The sequence below is a fragment of the Streptomyces sp. NPDC104307 genome, from assembly GCF_055584045.1.
In genome coordinates, this window is sequence record NZ_JBVJMU010000016.1 from 43,309 (window position 1) to 59,080 (window position 15,772).

General features: G+C 68.6%; 16 protein-coding genes. All 16 read left to right on the forward strand.

What is annotated here, in order from left to right; all coding sequences use genetic code 11:
* Positions 1-400 precede the first annotated feature (400 nt).
* The 16 genes from ACZ601_RS30540 (at position 401) to atpD (ending at position 15,770) form a co-directional block, all read left to right on the forward strand.
* Positions 401-1,501 carry an LCP family protein gene (locus ACZ601_RS30540; RefSeq protein WP_469544126.1) on the forward strand — a complete coding sequence of 367 codons (1,101 nt, stop codon included), beginning with the start codon at positions 401-403 and terminating at the stop codon, positions 1,499-1,501.
* 142 nt (positions 1,502-1,643) lie between these two features.
* Positions 1,644-1,868: a 50S ribosomal protein L31 gene (rpmE, locus tag ACZ601_RS30545; RefSeq protein WP_024490824.1), complete on the forward strand. Its 225-nt coding sequence runs from the start codon at positions 1,644-1,646 to the stop codon at positions 1,866-1,868.
* Positions 1,869-2,009: 141 nt separating this feature from the next.
* Complete coding sequence (gene prfA, locus ACZ601_RS30550) at positions 2,010-3,086, forward strand: peptide chain release factor 1 (protein WP_073736888.1); 1,077 nt, start codon at positions 2,010-2,012, stop codon at positions 3,084-3,086.
* Between the two features lie 45 nt (positions 3,087-3,131).
* Positions 3,132-3,977, forward strand: a complete 846-nt coding sequence (gene prmC / locus ACZ601_RS30555; protein ID WP_123461669.1) for a peptide chain release factor N(5)-glutamine methyltransferase — start codon at positions 3,132-3,134, stop codon at positions 3,975-3,977.
* Between the two features lie 64 nt (positions 3,978-4,041).
* A complete protein-coding gene (locus ACZ601_RS30560) occupies positions 4,042-4,689 on the forward strand; it encodes an L-threonylcarbamoyladenylate synthase (RefSeq protein ID WP_440572962.1) in 648 nt (215 codons plus the stop codon).
* Positions 4,686-5,327 carry an arsenate reductase/protein-tyrosine-phosphatase family protein gene (locus ACZ601_RS30565; protein WP_469544132.1) on the forward strand — a complete coding sequence of 214 codons (642 nt, stop codon included), beginning with the start codon at positions 4,686-4,688 and terminating at the stop codon, positions 5,325-5,327. The genes ACZ601_RS30560 and ACZ601_RS30565 overlap by 4 nt, the downstream gene beginning before the upstream one ends.
* A 163-nt stretch (positions 5,328-5,490) precedes the next feature.
* Positions 5,491-6,744, forward strand: coding sequence for a serine hydroxymethyltransferase (locus ACZ601_RS30570; RefSeq protein WP_469544135.1), 1,254 nt, complete (start codon positions 5,491-5,493; stop codon positions 6,742-6,744).
* 115 nt (positions 6,745-6,859) lie between these two features.
* The gene (locus tag ACZ601_RS30575; protein WP_440572965.1) at positions 6,860-8,245 is read left to right on the forward strand and encodes an MraY family glycosyltransferase; all 1,386 of its coding nucleotides are present in this window, start codon (positions 6,860-6,862) and stop codon (positions 8,243-8,245) included.
* A gap of 259 nt (positions 8,246-8,504) precedes the next feature.
* Positions 8,505-8,942 carry a hypothetical protein gene (locus tag ACZ601_RS30580; RefSeq protein ID WP_311303189.1) on the forward strand — a complete coding sequence of 146 codons (438 nt, stop codon included), beginning with the start codon at positions 8,505-8,507 and terminating at the stop codon, positions 8,940-8,942.
* A 225-nt stretch (positions 8,943-9,167) separates the two neighbouring features.
* Entirely contained in the window at positions 9,168-9,983 is an 816-nt protein-coding gene (gene atpB, locus ACZ601_RS30585) for a F0F1 ATP synthase subunit A (protein WP_311303188.1), read from the forward strand.
* A gap of 73 nt (positions 9,984-10,056) precedes the next feature.
* Positions 10,057-10,299, forward strand: a complete 243-nt coding sequence (gene atpE / locus ACZ601_RS30590) for an ATP synthase F0 subunit C (protein WP_024490833.1) — start codon at positions 10,057-10,059, stop codon at positions 10,297-10,299.
* A 41-nt stretch (positions 10,300-10,340) separates the two neighbouring features.
* The gene (locus ACZ601_RS30595) at positions 10,341-10,886 is read left to right on the forward strand and encodes a F0F1 ATP synthase subunit B (RefSeq protein ID WP_024490834.1); all 546 of its coding nucleotides are present in this window, start codon (positions 10,341-10,343) and stop codon (positions 10,884-10,886) included.
* Positions 10,883-11,698 (forward strand): F0F1 ATP synthase subunit delta, encoded by an 816-nt coding sequence (locus ACZ601_RS30600; protein ID WP_440572966.1) that lies wholly within the window; start codon positions 10,883-10,885, stop codon positions 11,696-11,698. The genes ACZ601_RS30595 and ACZ601_RS30600 overlap by 4 nt, the downstream gene beginning before the upstream one ends.
* 140 nt (positions 11,699-11,838) lie before the next feature.
* Positions 11,839-13,410, forward strand: coding sequence for a F0F1 ATP synthase subunit alpha (atpA, locus tag ACZ601_RS30605; RefSeq protein ID WP_440572967.1), 1,572 nt, complete (start codon positions 11,839-11,841; stop codon positions 13,408-13,410).
* 3 nt (positions 13,411-13,413) lie between these two features.
* The gene (locus ACZ601_RS30610) at positions 13,414-14,328 is read left to right on the forward strand and encodes a F0F1 ATP synthase subunit gamma (RefSeq protein ID WP_073736879.1); all 915 of its coding nucleotides are present in this window, start codon (positions 13,414-13,416) and stop codon (positions 14,326-14,328) included.
* The gene (gene atpD / locus ACZ601_RS30615; protein ID WP_440572968.1) at positions 14,328-15,770 is read left to right on the forward strand and encodes a F0F1 ATP synthase subunit beta; all 1,443 of its coding nucleotides are present in this window, start codon (positions 14,328-14,330) and stop codon (positions 15,768-15,770) included. The genes ACZ601_RS30610 and atpD overlap by 1 nt, the downstream gene beginning before the upstream one ends.
* The last annotated feature ends 2 nt before the right edge of the window (positions 15,771-15,772 follow it).

Below are 15,772 nucleotides of genomic sequence, written 5' to 3' on the forward strand. Positions count from 1 at the left end.
GGCAACGCGGCGAGGTGCCGTGCCAGACGCCGCGCCCCCGGCCATGATCCGCCGGACAGGCCCTGAGCCCGGTGCCGTACTCAGGGCCGCCCCCGTCACTTCGGTGCCGGGGGCGGCCCTGTCTCGTACGCCGTGACCGGTCCGAGACCTTCGCCACACGGGCGGCGGCCCCCGCACGCTCCACGCGTTGCCTGTACCGGGCAAGAAACCGCAGGTGAGCGCCGGATCACGGGTGGTCTCCGGCCTCCGCGTGACCGTGGTGCGCACGCCCGGCGACCCCGCTGCCCTGTGCAACCCTTCTTGTCGCCGTGACGTCGTACCCGACAGGGACGACGCGGCGACAGGACCCGCACACCGCAGCAGGGGGTAGCCGGGAGCAGCCGAGGGATCGAGGAGACGGATGACCGAGCAGAGCGGGAGCACAGGCCGAATACGGGCTACCGGCAAACGCCGGAGGAAGCCGTCCCGCCGCCGCAGGGCGACCGTCATAGCCGCCTGGAGTCTGGCCGGCCTGGTCGTCGTGGGCGGTGGCGGACTCGGTTACGCCTACTTCCAGCTCGACGGCAACCTCAAGGCCGTCGACATCAACAACGCCCTCGGCAAGAACCGCCCGCAGAACGTCGACAACGGCTCGGAGGACATCCTCGTCCTGGGCTCCGACTCCCGCTCCGGCGCGAACAAGCAGTACGGCGCCGACCAGGGCGGCGCCCGCTCCGACACCGCGATGGTCGTCCACGTCAACAAGGGCCACAAGAGCGCGAGTGTCGTCTCCATCCCCCGCGACACCCTCGTCACCCGGCCCGGGTGCAAGAGCGACGAGAGCGGCGCGGACGTCCCGGGGGAGCAGCGCGCGATGTTCAACACGGCGTACGAGGTCGGCGGACCGGCCTGCGCGGTCAAGACCGTCGAGTCGATGTCCGGGATCCGGATGGACCACTACCTCGAAGTCGACTTCACCGGCTTCAAGAAGCTGATCGACAAGCTCGGCGGGGTCGAGATCACCACCAAGAAGGCGATCAACGACCCCAAGAGCCACCTGAACCTGGAGCCGGGCACCCACACCCTCGACGGCGAGGAGTCGCTCGGCCTGGTCCGTACCCGGCACAGCGTCGGCGACGGCAGCGATCTCGGCCGCATTCAGCTCCAGCAGGCGTTCATCAAGGCGCTGATGGCGCAGGCGAAGAGCGTCGGCGTCCTCAACGGCACCAAGATGTACGGCCTCGCGGACACGGCGACCAAGGCCATCACGACCGACTCGGACCTCGGCTCGGTCAAGAAGCTCGCGGGCTTCGCCAACGGGCTCAAGGGCCTCGGCGCGAATGACGTCCACATGGTGACGATGCCGGTCGAGTACGACCCGGCCGACCCGAACCGCGTCATACCGCAGGAGAAGGCCGGAAAGCAGGTGTGGACGGCGCTCCGGCACGACCTGCCGATCCCCGCGTCCGCCACCGCGAAGTCGGCGGGCGACAAGGGCGACGCGGGCGACATCGTCGGGTGACCCGGAGCACCCGGGAATAGTTCCGCGGCTACCCCGGTTTGGGAGATACGGCCGGTCCTGGCAGACTGGTCCGTCGGCCCCGGTTCACGGACACGCAATCCGCGCGTACGACCCGGCGCCCTCCCGAAACTAGGAGACACCCTTGAAGCGCGAGATCCACCCCCAGTACTTCGAGACCCAGGTCAGCTGCACCTGTGGCGCCTCGTTCACCACCCGGTCCACCCTGGACAGCGGCGCCATCCGTGCGGACGTCTGCTCCGAGTGCCACCCGTTCTACACGGGCAAGCAGAAGATCCTCGACACCGGTGGCCGTGTGGCCCGCTTCGAGGCCCGCTTCGGCAAGGCTGCCGGCTCCGCCAGCAAGTAGCGAGCCAACTGCGCCGGTTCTCGGCGCCCTCTTCCCGGGGGCGCCGAGACCGGCGTTTTTTCCGGCCGGGACACGGCGACCCCGTATCCCGCCAGGCAGCCACGTCCAGCGAAGAAGAGCGAAGAAACCAGGAGCCCGAAGATGTTCGAGGCGGTCGAGGAACTGATCGGCGAACAGTCCGATCTTGAGAAGAAGCTCGCGGACCCGGCGGTCCACGCCGACCAGGCCAACGCGCGCAAGCTCAACAAGCGCTACGCCGAGCTGACCCCGATCGTCGCCACGTACCGCTCCTGGAAGCAGACCGGCGAGGACATCGAGACGGCCCGCGAGTTCGCCGCCGACGACCCCGACTTCGCGGCCGAGGTCAAGGACCTGGAGAAGGAGCGCGAGGAGCTCACCGAGAAGCTCCGCCTCCTGCTCGTACCCCGTGACCCCAGCGACGACAAGGACGTGCTCCTGGAGATCAAGGCGGGCGCGGGCGGCGACGAGTCCGCCCTGTTCGCCGGCGATCTGCTGCGCATGTACCTGCGCTACGCCGAGCGCGTCGGCTGGAAGACCGAGATCATCGACTCCACCGAGTCCGAGCTCGGCGGCTACAAGGACGTCCAGGTCGCCGTGAAGACCAAGGGCGGCAACGGGGCCACCGAACCCGGCCAGGGCGTCTGGGCCCGGATGAAGTACGAGGGCGGCGTGCACCGCGTGCAGCGCGTGCCCTCCACCGAGTCCCAGGGCCGCATCCACACCTCCGCCGCCGGTGTGCTGGTCACGCCGGAGGCCGAGGAGGTCGACGTCGAGATCCACGCCAACGACCTGCGGATCGACGTCTACCGCTCCTCGGGCCCCGGCGGCCAGTCCGTCAACACGACGGACTCCGCCGTCCGCATCACGCACCTGCCCACCGGTGTCGTCGCCTCCTGCCAGAACGAGAAGAGCCAGCTCCAGAACAAGGAGCAGGCCATGCGCATCCTGCGCTCGCGGCTGCTGGCCGCCGCCCAGGAGGCCGCGGAGCAGGAAGCGTCCGACGTACGGCGCAGCCAGGTGCGCACGGTCGACCGTTCCGAGAAGATCCGTACCTACAACTTCCCGGAAAACCGCATCTCGGACCACCGCGTCGGCTTCAAGGCGTACAACTTGGACCAGGTGCTCGACGGTGACCTGAACGCCGTGATCCAGGCATGCGTCGACGCCGACTCCGCCGCGAAGCTCGCCGCCGCGTAAGCTCCACCACCCCGCACCGCTCGTGAACCTGTACGGAGAACCGCGATGAACCTGCTGCTCGCCGAGGTGGCCCAGGCCACCCAGCGGCTGGCCGACGCCGGTGTGCCTTCGCCGAGATTCGACGCGGAGGAACTCGCCGCGTTCGTGCACGGCGTCAAGCGGGGCGAGCTGCACAACGTGCCGGACGCCGACTTCGACGCCCGCTACTGGGAGACCATCGCCCGGCGCGAGGCCCGCGAACCGCTCCAGCACATCACCGGACGTGCCTTCTTCCGCTATCTGGAGCTCCAGGTGGGGCCGGGCGTCTTCGTGCCCCGCCCGGAGACCGAATCGGTCGTCGGCTGGGCGATAGACGCCGTCCGCGCGATGGACGTCGTCGAGCCGCTGATCGTCGACCTGTGCACCGGCTCCGGCGCCATCGCCCTCGCCATGGCCCAGGAGGTGCCGCGCTCGCGCGTGCACGCCGTGGAGCTGTCCGAGGACGCCCTCAAATGGACCAGGAAGAACGCCGAGGACTCCAGGGTCACCGTGCACCGCGGAGACGCTCTGACGGCCCTTCCCGAGCTCGACGGACAGGTCGACCTGGTCATCTCCAACCCGCCGTACATCCCGCTCACCGAATGGGAGTACGTGGCCCCCGAGGCCCGCGACCACGACCCCCAGATGGCGCTCTTCTCCGGCGAGGACGGCCTCGACACCATCCGGGGCATCGAGCGCACCGCCCACCGGCTGCTGCGCCCCGGCGGCCTCGTCGTCATCGAGCACGCCGACACCCAGGGCGGCCAGGTGCCGTGGATCTTCACAGAGGAACGGGGCTGGGCCGACGCGGCCGATCACCCCGACCTGAACAACCGCCCGCGTTTCGCCACGGCCCGCAAGGCCATGCCGTGACCGGCGGACACCACCCGCACGACCCGTACCAGCCCTACCCGTACATGCTTGAGGAGGCCGGCTGATGGCACGGCGATACGACTGCAACGACGCGACCGACCGTACGACGGGTCTGCGTGAGGCCGCGTCCGCCGTCCGCCGCGGCGAACTGGTCGTGCTGCCCACCGATACGGTGTACGGGATCGGTGCCGACGCCTTCGGCGCCGAGGCCGTCGGGGACCTGCTGGAGGCCAAGGGCCGCGGCCGCAACATGCCGTCCCCCGTCCTGATCGGCTCCCCGAACACCCTGCACGGTCTGGTCACCGACTTCTCCGAGCAGGCCTGGGAGCTCGTCGACGCGTTCTGGCCCGGCGCCCTCACACTCGTCGCCAAGCACCAGCCGTCCCTCCAGTGGGACCTCGGGGAGACCCGCGGCACCGTCGCCATCCGGATGCCGCTGCACCCGGTCGCCATCGAGCTGCTCACCGAGGTCGGCCCGATGGCCGTCTCCAGCGCCAACCTCACCGGACACCCCTCGCCCGAGGACTGCGACGCCGCCCAGGAGATGCTCGGCGACTCCGTCTCCGTCTACCTCGACGGCGGTCCGACGCCGGGCATCGTCCCGTCCTCGATCGTCGACGTCACCGGCAAGGTGCCGGTCCTGCTGCGCGCCGGCGCGCTCTCCGCGGAGGAGCTGCGCAAGGTGGTACCCGACCTTGAGGTGGCCAATTGACCGCCCCTGAGGGGCGTGGCATAGCGGGCCGGACCGACACTTTCCGCATCCTCCACGTCAGCACCGGCAACGTCTGCCGCTCACCGATCACCGAGCGGCTGACCCGCCATGCCCTCGTGGACCGGCTCGGTGACCCGCTCCAGGGCGGCCTGATCGTGGAGAGTGCCGGCACCTGGGGGCACGAGGGTGCCCCGATGGAGGCCAACGCCGAGGTGGTCCTCGCGGACTTCGGCGCCGACGCCACCGGCTTCGTCGGCCGTGAGCTGCTGGACGAGCACGTGATCCGTGCGGACCTGGTGCTCACCGCCACCCGCGACCACCGGGCCCAGGTCATCTCGATGGGGCACTCGGCCGGTCTGCGGACCTTCACCCTCAAGGAGTTCACCCGGCTGGTCCGGGCGATAGACCACGCGACGCTGCCCGACGCCAAGGCCGAGGGCGTCGTCGAGCGCGCCCGCGCGCTGGTGCGCGCCGCCGCCGCGCTGCGCGGCTGGCTGCTGGCCCCGACCGCGGAGGCCGACGAGGTGTACGACCCCTACGGCGCCCCGATCACCTTCTTCCGGTCCATCGGTGACGAGATCAACCAGGCCCTGGAGCCGGTCGTCACCGCGCTGACCGGCGTACCGACTCCGCGCTGACCGGCGCGGGGTCCGGCGGCCCTCCGGACGGGCGTACCGAGGGGCGTGACAGCGGGCAGCAGGCCCGTCCCGGGCCTACATTGGAGCCGAGAAGCTGTGATCCAGCGGGGGTCGGACAACGGCTTCTGACGTCAGCGCACTCCTCCCAGGCCCGGAGCCCCCGATGTCGGTCACCGCTTCCGCCGCACCACCGGCCACCCTGCCGCAGGACTTCGGCGCCCTGCTCCGGGAGGACCCCGAGATCGCGGACGTGCTGCTGGCGGAGCTGGGCCGGCAGTCCGGCACCCTCCAGCTGACCGCCGCGGAGAACTTCACCTCGCCCGCGGTACTGGCCGCCCTGGGCTCGCCGCTCGCCAACAAGTACGCCGAGGGCTACCCGGGCAGGCGCCACCACGGCGGCTGCGAACAGGCGGACGCCGCCGAACGCATCGCCGTCCGCCGCGCCACCTCCCTCTTCGGCGCCGAGCACGCCAACGTCCAGCCGCATTCCGGCTCCTCCGCCGTCCTCGCCGCGTACGCGGCGCTGCTGCGGCCCGGCGACACGGTGCTCGCCATGGGACTCCCGTACGGCGGGCACCTCACCCACGGCTCACCGGCCAACTTCTCCGGCCGCTGGTTCGAGTTCATCGGCTACGGGGTGGACGCCGGCAGCGGCCTGATCGACTACGAGCAGGTCCGCACCCTGGCCCGCACCCACCGCCCCAAGGCGATCGTCAGCGGCTCCATCTCCTACCCCCGCCACCCGGACCACGAGAGGTTCCGCGAGATCGCCGACGAGGTGGGCGCCTACCTCATCGCCGACGCCGCGCACCCGATGGGACTGATCGCCGGGGGAGCGGCGCCCAGCCCCGTCCCGTACGCGGACGTCGTCTGCGCCACCACGCACAAGGTGCTGCGCGGGCCGCGCGGCGGCATGATCCTGTGCGGCGCGGAGCTGGCCGAGCGGATCGACCGGGCGGTCTTCCCCTTCACCCAGGGCGGCGCCCAGATGCACACGGTGGCCGCGAAGGCCGTCGCCTTCCACGAAGCGGGGACACCGGCCTTCGCCGCGTACGCCCATCGTGTGGTCTCCCACGCCCGGGTCCTCGCCGCCGGGCTGGCGGCGGAGGGCTTCGACGTCACCACCGGCGGTACGGACACCCACCTGATCGTCGCGGACCCGGCCCCGCTCGGCGTGGACGGCGGGACCGCCCGCACCCGGCTGGCCGCCGCGGGCCTGGTGCTGGACACCTGCGCGCTTCCGTACGGAGATGCCCGCGGCATCAGGCTCGGCACCGCGGCCGTCACCACCCAGGGCATGGACGAGGCCGCCATGGCCCGGCTCGCGGCGCTGCTCGGCGCGGCGGTACGCGAGGAGGGCGACGTTCTGGGGGAGGTCCGGGAACTGGCGGCGAAATTTCCGCCGTACCCGGTGTGACATGGGTCCTATGTCCTGAATGGGGCTGGCTCGTGCAACCATCACGGACAGCTCCGTGTCCTCAACCATGAGGCCGACCTAGTTAAGGTGTGGGCTGAGATAGCCGGCGATAGTTGTGGGGCAGCCCGTGCGTGATTACCTGCTGACGCTCTGTGTCACGGCAGCGGTGACCTACCTGCTCACCGGCCCGGTGCGTAAGTTCGCCATCGCGATCGGGGCGATGCCCGCGATCCGGGCGCGCGACGTCCACCGTGAACCGACACCGAGACTCGGTGGGATCGCGATGTTCGGCGGGCTGTGCGCCGGGCTGATCGTCGCCGATCACCTGGCCAACCTCGACAGCGTCTTCGACCTCTCCAGCGAACCCCGCGCGCTGCTCTCCGGGGCGGCCCTGATCTGGCTGATCGGCGTCCTGGACGACAAGTTCGAGATCGACGCCCTGATCAAGCTGGGCGGCCAGATGATCGCCGCGGCGGTCATGGTCCTCCAGGGTCTGACGATCCTGTGGCTGCCGATCCCCGGCGTCGGCACCGTCGCCCTCACCCAGTGGCAGGGCACGCTGCTCACGGTCGCGCTGGTCGTCATCACGATCAACGCGGTGAACTTCGTCGACGGGCTCGACGGACTGGCGGCCGGCATGGTCCTCATCGCGTCGGCCGCGTTCTTCCTCTACACGTACCGGCTCTGGTACGGACACATGATCGAGGCGGCCGCTCCGGCGACGCTCTTCACGGCGATCCTGATGGGCATGTGCCTCGGCTTCCTGCCGCACAACATGCATCCGGCCCGGATCTTCATGGGGGACTCCGGCTCGATGCTGATCGGCCTGGTACTGGCCGCCGGCGCGATCTCGGTGACCGGTCAGGTCGACCCGGACACCATGAAGATCTTCGAGGGCAGCGAGCGGCAGGCGACCCACGCGATGCTGCCGGTCTTCATCCCGCTGCTGCTGCCGCTCACCATCATCGCGATCCCGGCGGCCGACCTGGTGCTGGCGATCGTGCGGCGTACCTGGAACGGCCAGTCGCCGTTCGCCGCCGACCGGGGGCACCTGCACCACCGGCTGCTGGAGATCGGGCACTCGCACAGCCGCTCCGTGCTGATCATGTACTTCTGGTCGGCCCTGATCGCGTTCGGCGCGGTCGGCTACTCCGTGCACTCGGCGTCCATGTGGATCGTCCTGGTGATCGTGGGCCTGAGCGCGCTCGGCCTGATCCTGCTGCTGATGCCGCGCTTCACCCCGCGTGCCCCGCTGTGGGCGCAGCGCATCGTGCCGCCGCGCTACCGTCGCCGGCGCCGCCCGGCCGAGGAGCCGGAAGCGTCGGAGGGCGGGACGGAGAGCCAACAGGGGCCGCTGGATGCAGAGATGGAGCCGGAGCGACAGGAGGCCGCCGCGCGGGCCCCGATCGCGGCGGGAGTCTCGGGCGTCAACGGAGCGACCGCGATTGGCCCCCGTTCGCGCTTCGCGGACCGGCGCAAGGCGGATTCCACGCGCCGATAATTCGGTCATCGCGGGTCATTACCAGACAAGGTGCCGAGTTGTCTCGCTCACGCGTGTCAAGTAACTCTCACGTGTGACAGCAACCACACTTTCTTGGTAAAGACCTCATCAAATAGTTTGTGATACCGTTCACGAACCCGGTGACAGAGCCGAAGGACCTGAGTAGCGCGGTCCCTTGGCCCCGAGGCATCGACTCGGACCGGGCCTACGCTCGTCCATGACGACACACTGCCGACCCCCAGCAAGCGGAGCTGCCGCCATGCCGTCCAACGATGTCCGGACCGTCCTTCAAGCCGCCGTACCCACCGCTGTCGCCGGCGCAGTCGCCGCCGCGATCAGTGGTGGCGTCGCCGGCGGCAAGGGGGCTCTGGGATCGGTCATCGGTACGGTGCTGGTGATCCTCTTCATGGGGATCGGGCTCGGCGTCCTGCTGCGGACGGCGCGATCCTTCCCGCATCTGTTCCAGTCCATGGGGCTGATGCTGTACACGGCACAGCTGTTGTTGCTCTTCATCTTCCTCGCCGTGTTCAAGAACACGACGCTGTTCAACCCCAGGGCCTTCGCGATCTCGCTGGTCGTCGCGACCATCGTCTGGGTCGCGGCGCAGGCCCGAGGGCACATGAAGGCCAAGATCCTCTACGTCGAACCCGAGTCCAGTAAGGACGACAAGTCCGAAAAGACGGGCTCTTCGACGTGATGGGTAGGGGCGGAATAAGCGCGGGTCCAGGACCCTGCTATCGTCCGGTTCCAACTGCGGCACTGCGGGCGCGGGCATACGAGCTGACGCCTGCACCATCGCGAGGCTCAATGCCTGACTGCCGCTCACACATCCGTAACACCAGTCCAGTGCCGAACCGCGGCTGCGCGCCGCGCCGACACAACGAGGTTGCCGTACCTATGCGCCACGCTGAAGGAGCCCGCGGTGAGTGCTGACCCGACACAGGTGCTCGCCTTCGAGACCGACTGCCACATCTTCAATGGGTGCGGCTTCCCGGCTCCTGGCCTGCACTCCTTTGTTTTCGAGCCGATGTTCACCGTCGGAGGCGTCGAGATCAACAAGCCGATGCTGCTGGCGGTCCTGAGCACCGTTGTAGTCGTCGGCTTCTTCTGGGCGGCTTTCAACAAGCCGAAGGTGGTTCCCGGGAAGCTGCAGTCGGTCGCGGAGATGGGTTACGACTTCATCCGTACCGGCGTGGTGTACGAGACGCTCGGCAAGCGCGAGGGCAAGAAGTACGTCCCGCTCATGGTCTCGTTGTTCTTCTTCATCTGGGTCATGAACCTCTGGGCGATCATTCCGCTCGCCCAGTTCCCGGTGGTCTCGGTCATCGGCTTCCCGGTGGCGCTGGCCGCGATCGTGTACGTCCTCTGGGTCAGCCTGACCTTCAAGCGCCACGGTTTCGTCGGCGCCTGGAAGAACTTCTCGGGCTACGACAAGACGCTCGGCCCGGCTCTCCCGTTCGTCATGCTCATCGAGATCATGTCGAACCTGCTGATCCGGCCGTTCACGCACGCCGTGCGACTCTTCGCCAACATGTTCGCCGGCCACGTGCTGCTGCTGATCTTCACCATCGCCAGCTGGTACCTGCTGAACGGCATCGGCATCGCGTACGCCGGTGTCTCGTTCGTGATGGTCATCCTGATGACCGCCTTCGAACTGTTCATCCAGGCGCTGCAGGCCTACGTGTTCGTCCTCCTTGCGTGCAACTACATCGAGGGCGCTCTCGCCGAGCACCACTGACCAGCCCAGCTCCACCCCGATTGTCGTCCGGTGGCCAACCCCCACCGGTTCTGAAAGAGAAAGAAGAAACGGCATGTCCGCTCTCCAGACCCTCGCCGAAGTCAAGATCTCGGGCAACCTCGGCTCCATCGGTTACGGCCTGGCGGCCATCGGCCCCGGCGTCGGCGTCGGCATCATCTTCGGTAACGGCACCCAGGCGCTGGCCCGCCAGCCCGAGGCCGCCGGCCTGATCCGTTCGAACCAGATCCTCGGCTTCGTCCTCTGTGAGGCGCTCGCCCTGATCGGTCTCGTCATGCCCTTCGTCTACCCGTTCTAGTCGCGGCTTTACAACTGCCCGATGCGACGAAAGGCATTGATGTGAACGCCCTACACCTGGCGGCCGAGGAAGAGATCCAGAACCCTCTGCTCCCGGCGATCCCTGAGATCATCATCGGCCTCATCGCCTTTGTCATCGTCTTCGGCTTCCTCGCCAAGAAGCTCCTCCCGAACATCAACAAGGTTCTGGAAGAGCGTCGCGAGGCCATCGAAGGCGGTATCGAGAAGGCCGATGCGGCGCAGACCGAGGCCCAGAGCGTGCTTGAGCAGTACAAGGCTCAGCTCGCCGAGGCCCGTCACGAAGCCGCTCGTATGCGCCAGGAGGCGCAGGAGCAGGGTTCCGTGATCCTGCAGGAGATGCGGGCGGAAGGCCAGCGCCAGCGCGAGGAGATCGTCGCTGCCGGCCACGCCCAGATCGAGGCCGACCGCAAGGCGGCGGCGTCCGCGCTGCGTCAGGACGTGGGCAAGCTCGCCACCGACCTGGCCGGCAAGCTCGTCGGCGAGTCCCTTGAGGACCACGCCCGGCAGAGCGGCACCGTCGACCGTTTCCTGGACGAGCTCGAAGCGAAGGCAGAGGCCGTCCGATGAACGGCGCGAGCCGCGAAGCACTGGCCGCCGCGCGTGAGCGCCTCGACGCACTGACCGACAGCACGTCGGTCGACGCGGCGAAGCTCGCCGAGGACCTGGCCGGCGTCACGGCGCTGCTGCACCGCGAGGTGTCGCTGCGCCGGGTCCTGACCGACCCGGCCCAGGCCGGCGAGGCACGGGCCGAGCTGGCCGGGCGACTGCTGCGCGGCCAGGTGGGCGGCGAAGCCGTCGATCTGGTCTCCGGCATGGTCCGCTCGCGCTGGTCGCAGTCCCGCGACCTGGTCGACGCGGTCGAGGAACTGGCGAACACCGCAGACCTCACCGCCGCCCAGCGGGGCGGAGACCTCGACGACGTCGAGGACGAGCTGTTCCGGTTCGGCCGGATCGTCGCCTCCGACCCGGCGCTGCGCGCCGCGCTCACCAGCCGGACCGCGACCACCGCCGCCAAGGGCGAGCTGCTGCGCAGCCTGCTCGGCGGAAAGGCGCGGCCCACGACCGAGCGCATCATCGTGCGGCTTGTCACCCAGCCTCGGGGACGTAGCCTGGAAGAGGGACTCGACTCCCTCTCCAAGCTCGCCGCGGAGCGCCGTGACCGCATGGTCGCGATCGTCACCTCGGCGGTGCCGCTGAGCGATCGGCAGAAGCAGCGCCTCGGCGCCGCCCTGGCGAAGATCTACGGCCGGTCGATGCACCTGAACCTCGACGTGGACCCCGAGGTCCTCGGCGGAGTCACGGTGCGGGTCGGTGACGAGGTCCTCAACGGCACCATCGCCGAGCGTCTCGACGAGGCGACGCGGCGGATGGCCGGCTGACCCAGCCCGGCGCAGTAACAGAGACAGAGCAAGACCAGCGGCCCGGTTGGGCCGTGCAGAAATTGCAGAAGATTCCTGGGGGTCGGCCCCCAGACCCCCTTAAGAAACTTCGGGCCCAACAAGGAGAGCAGGGAACCCAGATGGCGGAGCTCACGATCCGGCCGGAGGAGATCCGGGATGCGCTGGAGAACTTTGTCCAGTCGTACAAGCCGGACGCGGCCTCGCGCGAGGAGGTCGGTACGGTCAGCGTTGCCGGCGACGGCATCGCGAAGGTGGAGGGCCTGCCCTCCGCCATGGCGAACGAGCTGCTGAAGTTCGAGGACGGCACCCTCGGTCTCGCCCTCAACCTTGAGGAGCGCGAGATCGGTGCGATCGTCCTCGGCGAGTTCAGCGGGATCGAGGAGGGCCAGCCGGTGCAGCGCACCGGTGAGGTGCTCTCCGTCGGCGTCGGCGAGGGCTACCTCGGCCGCGTCGTCGACCCGCTCGGCAACCCGATCGACGGACTCGGCGAGATCGCGACCGACGGTCGGCGCGCGCTTGAGCTGCAGGCCCCTGGCGTCATGGTCCGTAAGTCGGTGCACGAGCCGATGCAGACCGGCTACAAGGCCGTCGACGCCATGGTGCCGATCGGCCGCGGCCAGCGTCAGCTGATCATCGGCGACCGTCAGACGGGTAAGACCGCGCTGGCCGTCGACACGATCATCAACCAGCGTGACAACTGGCGCTCGGGCGACGTGAACAAGCAGGTGCGCTGCATCTACGTCGCCATCGGTCAGAAGGGCTCCACCATCGCCTCCGTGCGCGGTGCCCTCGAAGAGGCCGGCGCGCTGGAGTACACGACCATCGTCGCCGCCCCGGCGTCCGACCCGGCCGGCTTCAAGTACCTGGCGCCGTACACCGGTTCGGCCATCGGCCAGCACTGGATGTACGCGGGCAAGCACGTCCTCATCATCTTCGACGACCTTTCGAAGCAGGCCGACGCGTACCGCGCCGTATCGCTTCTGCTGCGCCGTCCGCCGGGCCGCGAGGCCTACCCGGGCGACGTCTTCTACCTCCACTCGCGTCTGCTGGAGCGCTGCGCCAAGCTCTCCGACGAGATGGGTGCCGGTTCGATGACGGGCCTCCCGATCGTCGAGACCAAGGCGAACGACGTGTCGGCGTTCATTCCGACCAACGTCATCTCCATCACCGACGGCCAGTGCTTCCTGGAGTCCGACCTGTTCAACGCCGGCCAGCGTCCGGCTCTGAACGTCGGTATCTCGGTCTCGCGCGTCGGTGGTTCCGCCCAGCACAAGGCCATGAAGCAGGTTTCCGGCCGGCTCCGCGTGGACCTCGCCCAGTACCGTGAGCTGGAGGCGTTCGCCGCCTTCGGTTCCGACCTGGACGCGGCCTCGAAGGCCTCGCTGGAGCGCGGTAAGCGCATGGTCGAGCTGCTGAAGCAGCCGCAGTACGCACCGATCCCGGTCGAGGAGCAGGTCGTCTCGGTCTGGGCCGGTACCACGGGCAAGATGGACGACGTCCCGGTCGAGGACATCCGCCGCTTCGAGAGCGAGCTGCTGGAGTACCTGCGCCGCGAGCGCAAGGAGCTCCTGACCAGCATCGTCGAGGGCGGCAAGATGTCCGACGACACGCTGCAGTCGATCGCCGACGCGGTCGCCGCGTTCAAGCAGCAGTTCGAGACCTCGGACGGCAAGCTTCTGGGCGAGGGCTGATAGATGGGCGCTCAGCTTCGCGTTTACAAGCGCCGCATCCGCTCCGTCACCGCCACGAAGAAGATCACCAAGGCGATGGAGATGATCGCCGCCTCGCGCATCGTCAAGGCGCAGCGCAAGGTGGCGGCCTCGATGCCGTATGCCACCGAGCTGAATCGTGCGGTCACCGCGGTGGCGACCGGCTCCACCACCAAGCACCCGCTGACCACCGAGGCCGAGTCCCCGGCACGGGCCGCGATCCTGCTCGTCACGAGCGACCGCGGTCTGGCCGGCGGTTACTCCTCCAACGCCATCAAGGCCGCGGAGCAGCTGACCGAGCGGCTGCGCGGTGAGGGCAAGGAGGTCGACACGTATGTGATCGGCCGCAAGGGTGTCGCCTACTACAACTTCCGCGAGCGCAAGGTCGCGGAGTCGTGGACCGGCTTCACCGACAGCCCGACGTACGCGGATGCGAAGCGGGCGGCCGCCCCGATGATCGAGGCGGTCAGCAAGGAGACCGCCGAGGGCGGCGTGGACGAGCTGCACATCGTCTTCACCGAGTTCGTCTCGATGATGACGCAGAACCCGGTGGACAACCGGATGCTGCCGCTCAGTCTCGACCTCACGAAGGACGAGGACGGCAAGGGAGAGATCCTGCCGCTGTTCGACTTCGAGCCGTCGGCGGAGGACGTCCTGGACGCCCTGCTTCCGCGGTACGTCGAGAGTCGGATCTACAACGCGCTGCTGCAGGCCGCTGCTTCCGAGCACGCTGCCCGCCGCCGCGCGATGAAGTCGGCCACCGACAACGCCGGGGAGCTCGTCAAGAGCCTCTCCCGGCTTGCCAACGCGGCCCGCCAGGCCGAAATCACCCAGGAAATCAGCGAGATCGTCGGTGGTGCCAGTGCGCTGGCCGACGCGACCGCGGGGAGTGACAAGTAATGACGACCACAGTTGAGACGGCCGTTGCCACGGGCCGCGTCGCCCGGGTCATCGGCCCGGTCGTCGACGTGGAGTTCCCCGTCGACGCGATGCCGGAGATCTACAACGCGCTGACCGTCGAGGTGGCCGACCCGGCCGAGGACGGCAAGATCAAGGTCCTGACGCTTGAGGTCGCCCAGCACCTCGGCGACGGCGTGATCCGTGCCATCTCGATGCAGCCCACCGACGGTCTGGTCCGCCAGGCCCCGGTGACCGACACGGGCACCGGCATCACGGTGCCGGTCGGCGAGATGACCAAGGGCAAGGTGTTCAACACCCTTGGTGAGATCCTGAACAAGCCCGAGGCCGAGGCCGAGGTCACCGAGCGCTGGCCCATCCACCGCAAGGCCCCGGCCTTCGACCAGCTTGAGTCGAAGACCGAGATGTTCGAGACCGGCGTCAAGGTCATCGACCTTCTCACCCCGTACGTCAAGGGTGGAAAGATCGGTCTGTTCGGTGGTGCCGGTGTCGGCAAGACCGTGCTGATCCAGGAAATGATCTACCGCGTCGCCAACAACCACGACGGTGTGTCGGTGTTCGCGGGCGTCGGTGAGCGTACCCGTGAGGGCAACGACCTCATCGAGGAGATGGCCGAGTCCGGCGTCATCGACAAGACGGCGCTTGTCTTCGGTCAGATGGACGAGCCGCCGGGCACCCGTCTGCGGGTCGCGCTGGCCGGTCTGACCATGGCGGAGTACTTCCGCGATGTGATGAAGCAGGACGTGCTCTTCTTCATCGACAACATCTTCCGGTACACCCAGGCCGGCTCCGAGGTGTCCACCCTGCTCGGCCGTATGCCGTCCGCGGTGGGTTACCAGCCGAACCTGGCCGACGAGATGGGTCTCCTCCAGGAGCGCATCACGTCGACCCGTGGTCACTCGATCACCTCGATGCAGGCGATCTACGTCCCCGCGGACGACCTGACCGACCCGGCTCCGGCCACCACCTTCGCCCACCTCGACGCGACGACGGTTCTCTCCCGTCCGATCTCCGAGAAGGGCATCTACCCGGCCGTGGACCCGCTGGACTCCACGTCCCGGATCCTGGACCCGCGTTACATCGCGAAGGACCACTACGACACCGCCATGCGGGTCAAGGGAATCCTTCAGAAGTACAAGGACCTCCAGGACATCATCGCCATTCTCGGAATGGACGAGCTCGGCGAGGAGGACAAGCTCACCGTCTTCCGCGCCCGTCGCATCGAGCGCTTCCTGTCGCAGAACACCCACGTCGCCAAGCAGTTCACCGGCGTGGACGGTTCGGACGTTCCGCTCGACGAGTCGATCGCCGCGTTCAACTCGATCGCCGACGGTGAGTACGACCACTTCCCCGAGCAGGCGTTCTTCATGTGCGGTGGCATTGAGGACCTCAAGGCCAACGCCAAGGAGCTCGGCGTCTCCTGAGC

Excerpts from the sequence above, each read along its gene's own strand:
- atpD (WP_440572968.1), top strand. The coding sequence starts at position 14,328 with ATGACGACCACAGTTGAGACGGCCGTTGCCACGGGCCGCGTCGCCCGG.
- atpA (WP_440572967.1), top strand. The coding sequence starts at position 11,839 with ATGGCGGAGCTCACGATCCGGCCGGAGGAGATCCGGGATGCGCTGGAG.
- ACZ601_RS30600 (WP_440572966.1), top strand. The coding sequence starts at position 10,883 with ATGAACGGCGCGAGCCGCGAAGCACTGGCCGCCGCGCGTGAGCGCCTC.
- ACZ601_RS30610 (WP_073736879.1), top strand. The coding sequence starts at position 13,414 with ATGGGCGCTCAGCTTCGCGTTTACAAGCGCCGCATCCGCTCCGTCACC.
- prfA (WP_073736888.1), top strand. The coding sequence starts at position 2,010 with ATGTTCGAGGCGGTCGAGGAACTGATCGGCGAACAGTCCGATCTTGAG.
- ACZ601_RS30540 (WP_469544126.1), top strand. The coding sequence starts at position 401 with ATGACCGAGCAGAGCGGGAGCACAGGCCGAATACGGGCTACCGGCAAA.
- ACZ601_RS30560 (WP_440572962.1), top strand. The coding sequence starts at position 4,042 with ATGGCACGGCGATACGACTGCAACGACGCGACCGACCGTACGACGGGT.
- prmC (WP_123461669.1), top strand. The coding sequence starts at position 3,132 with ATGAACCTGCTGCTCGCCGAGGTGGCCCAGGCCACCCAGCGGCTGGCC.
- atpE (WP_024490833.1), top strand. The coding sequence starts at position 10,057 with ATGTCCGCTCTCCAGACCCTCGCCGAAGTCAAGATCTCGGGCAACCTC.
- ACZ601_RS30570 (WP_469544135.1), top strand. The coding sequence starts at position 5,491 with ATGTCGGTCACCGCTTCCGCCGCACCACCGGCCACCCTGCCGCAGGAC.
- ACZ601_RS30580 (WP_311303189.1), top strand. The coding sequence starts at position 8,505 with ATGCCGTCCAACGATGTCCGGACCGTCCTTCAAGCCGCCGTACCCACC.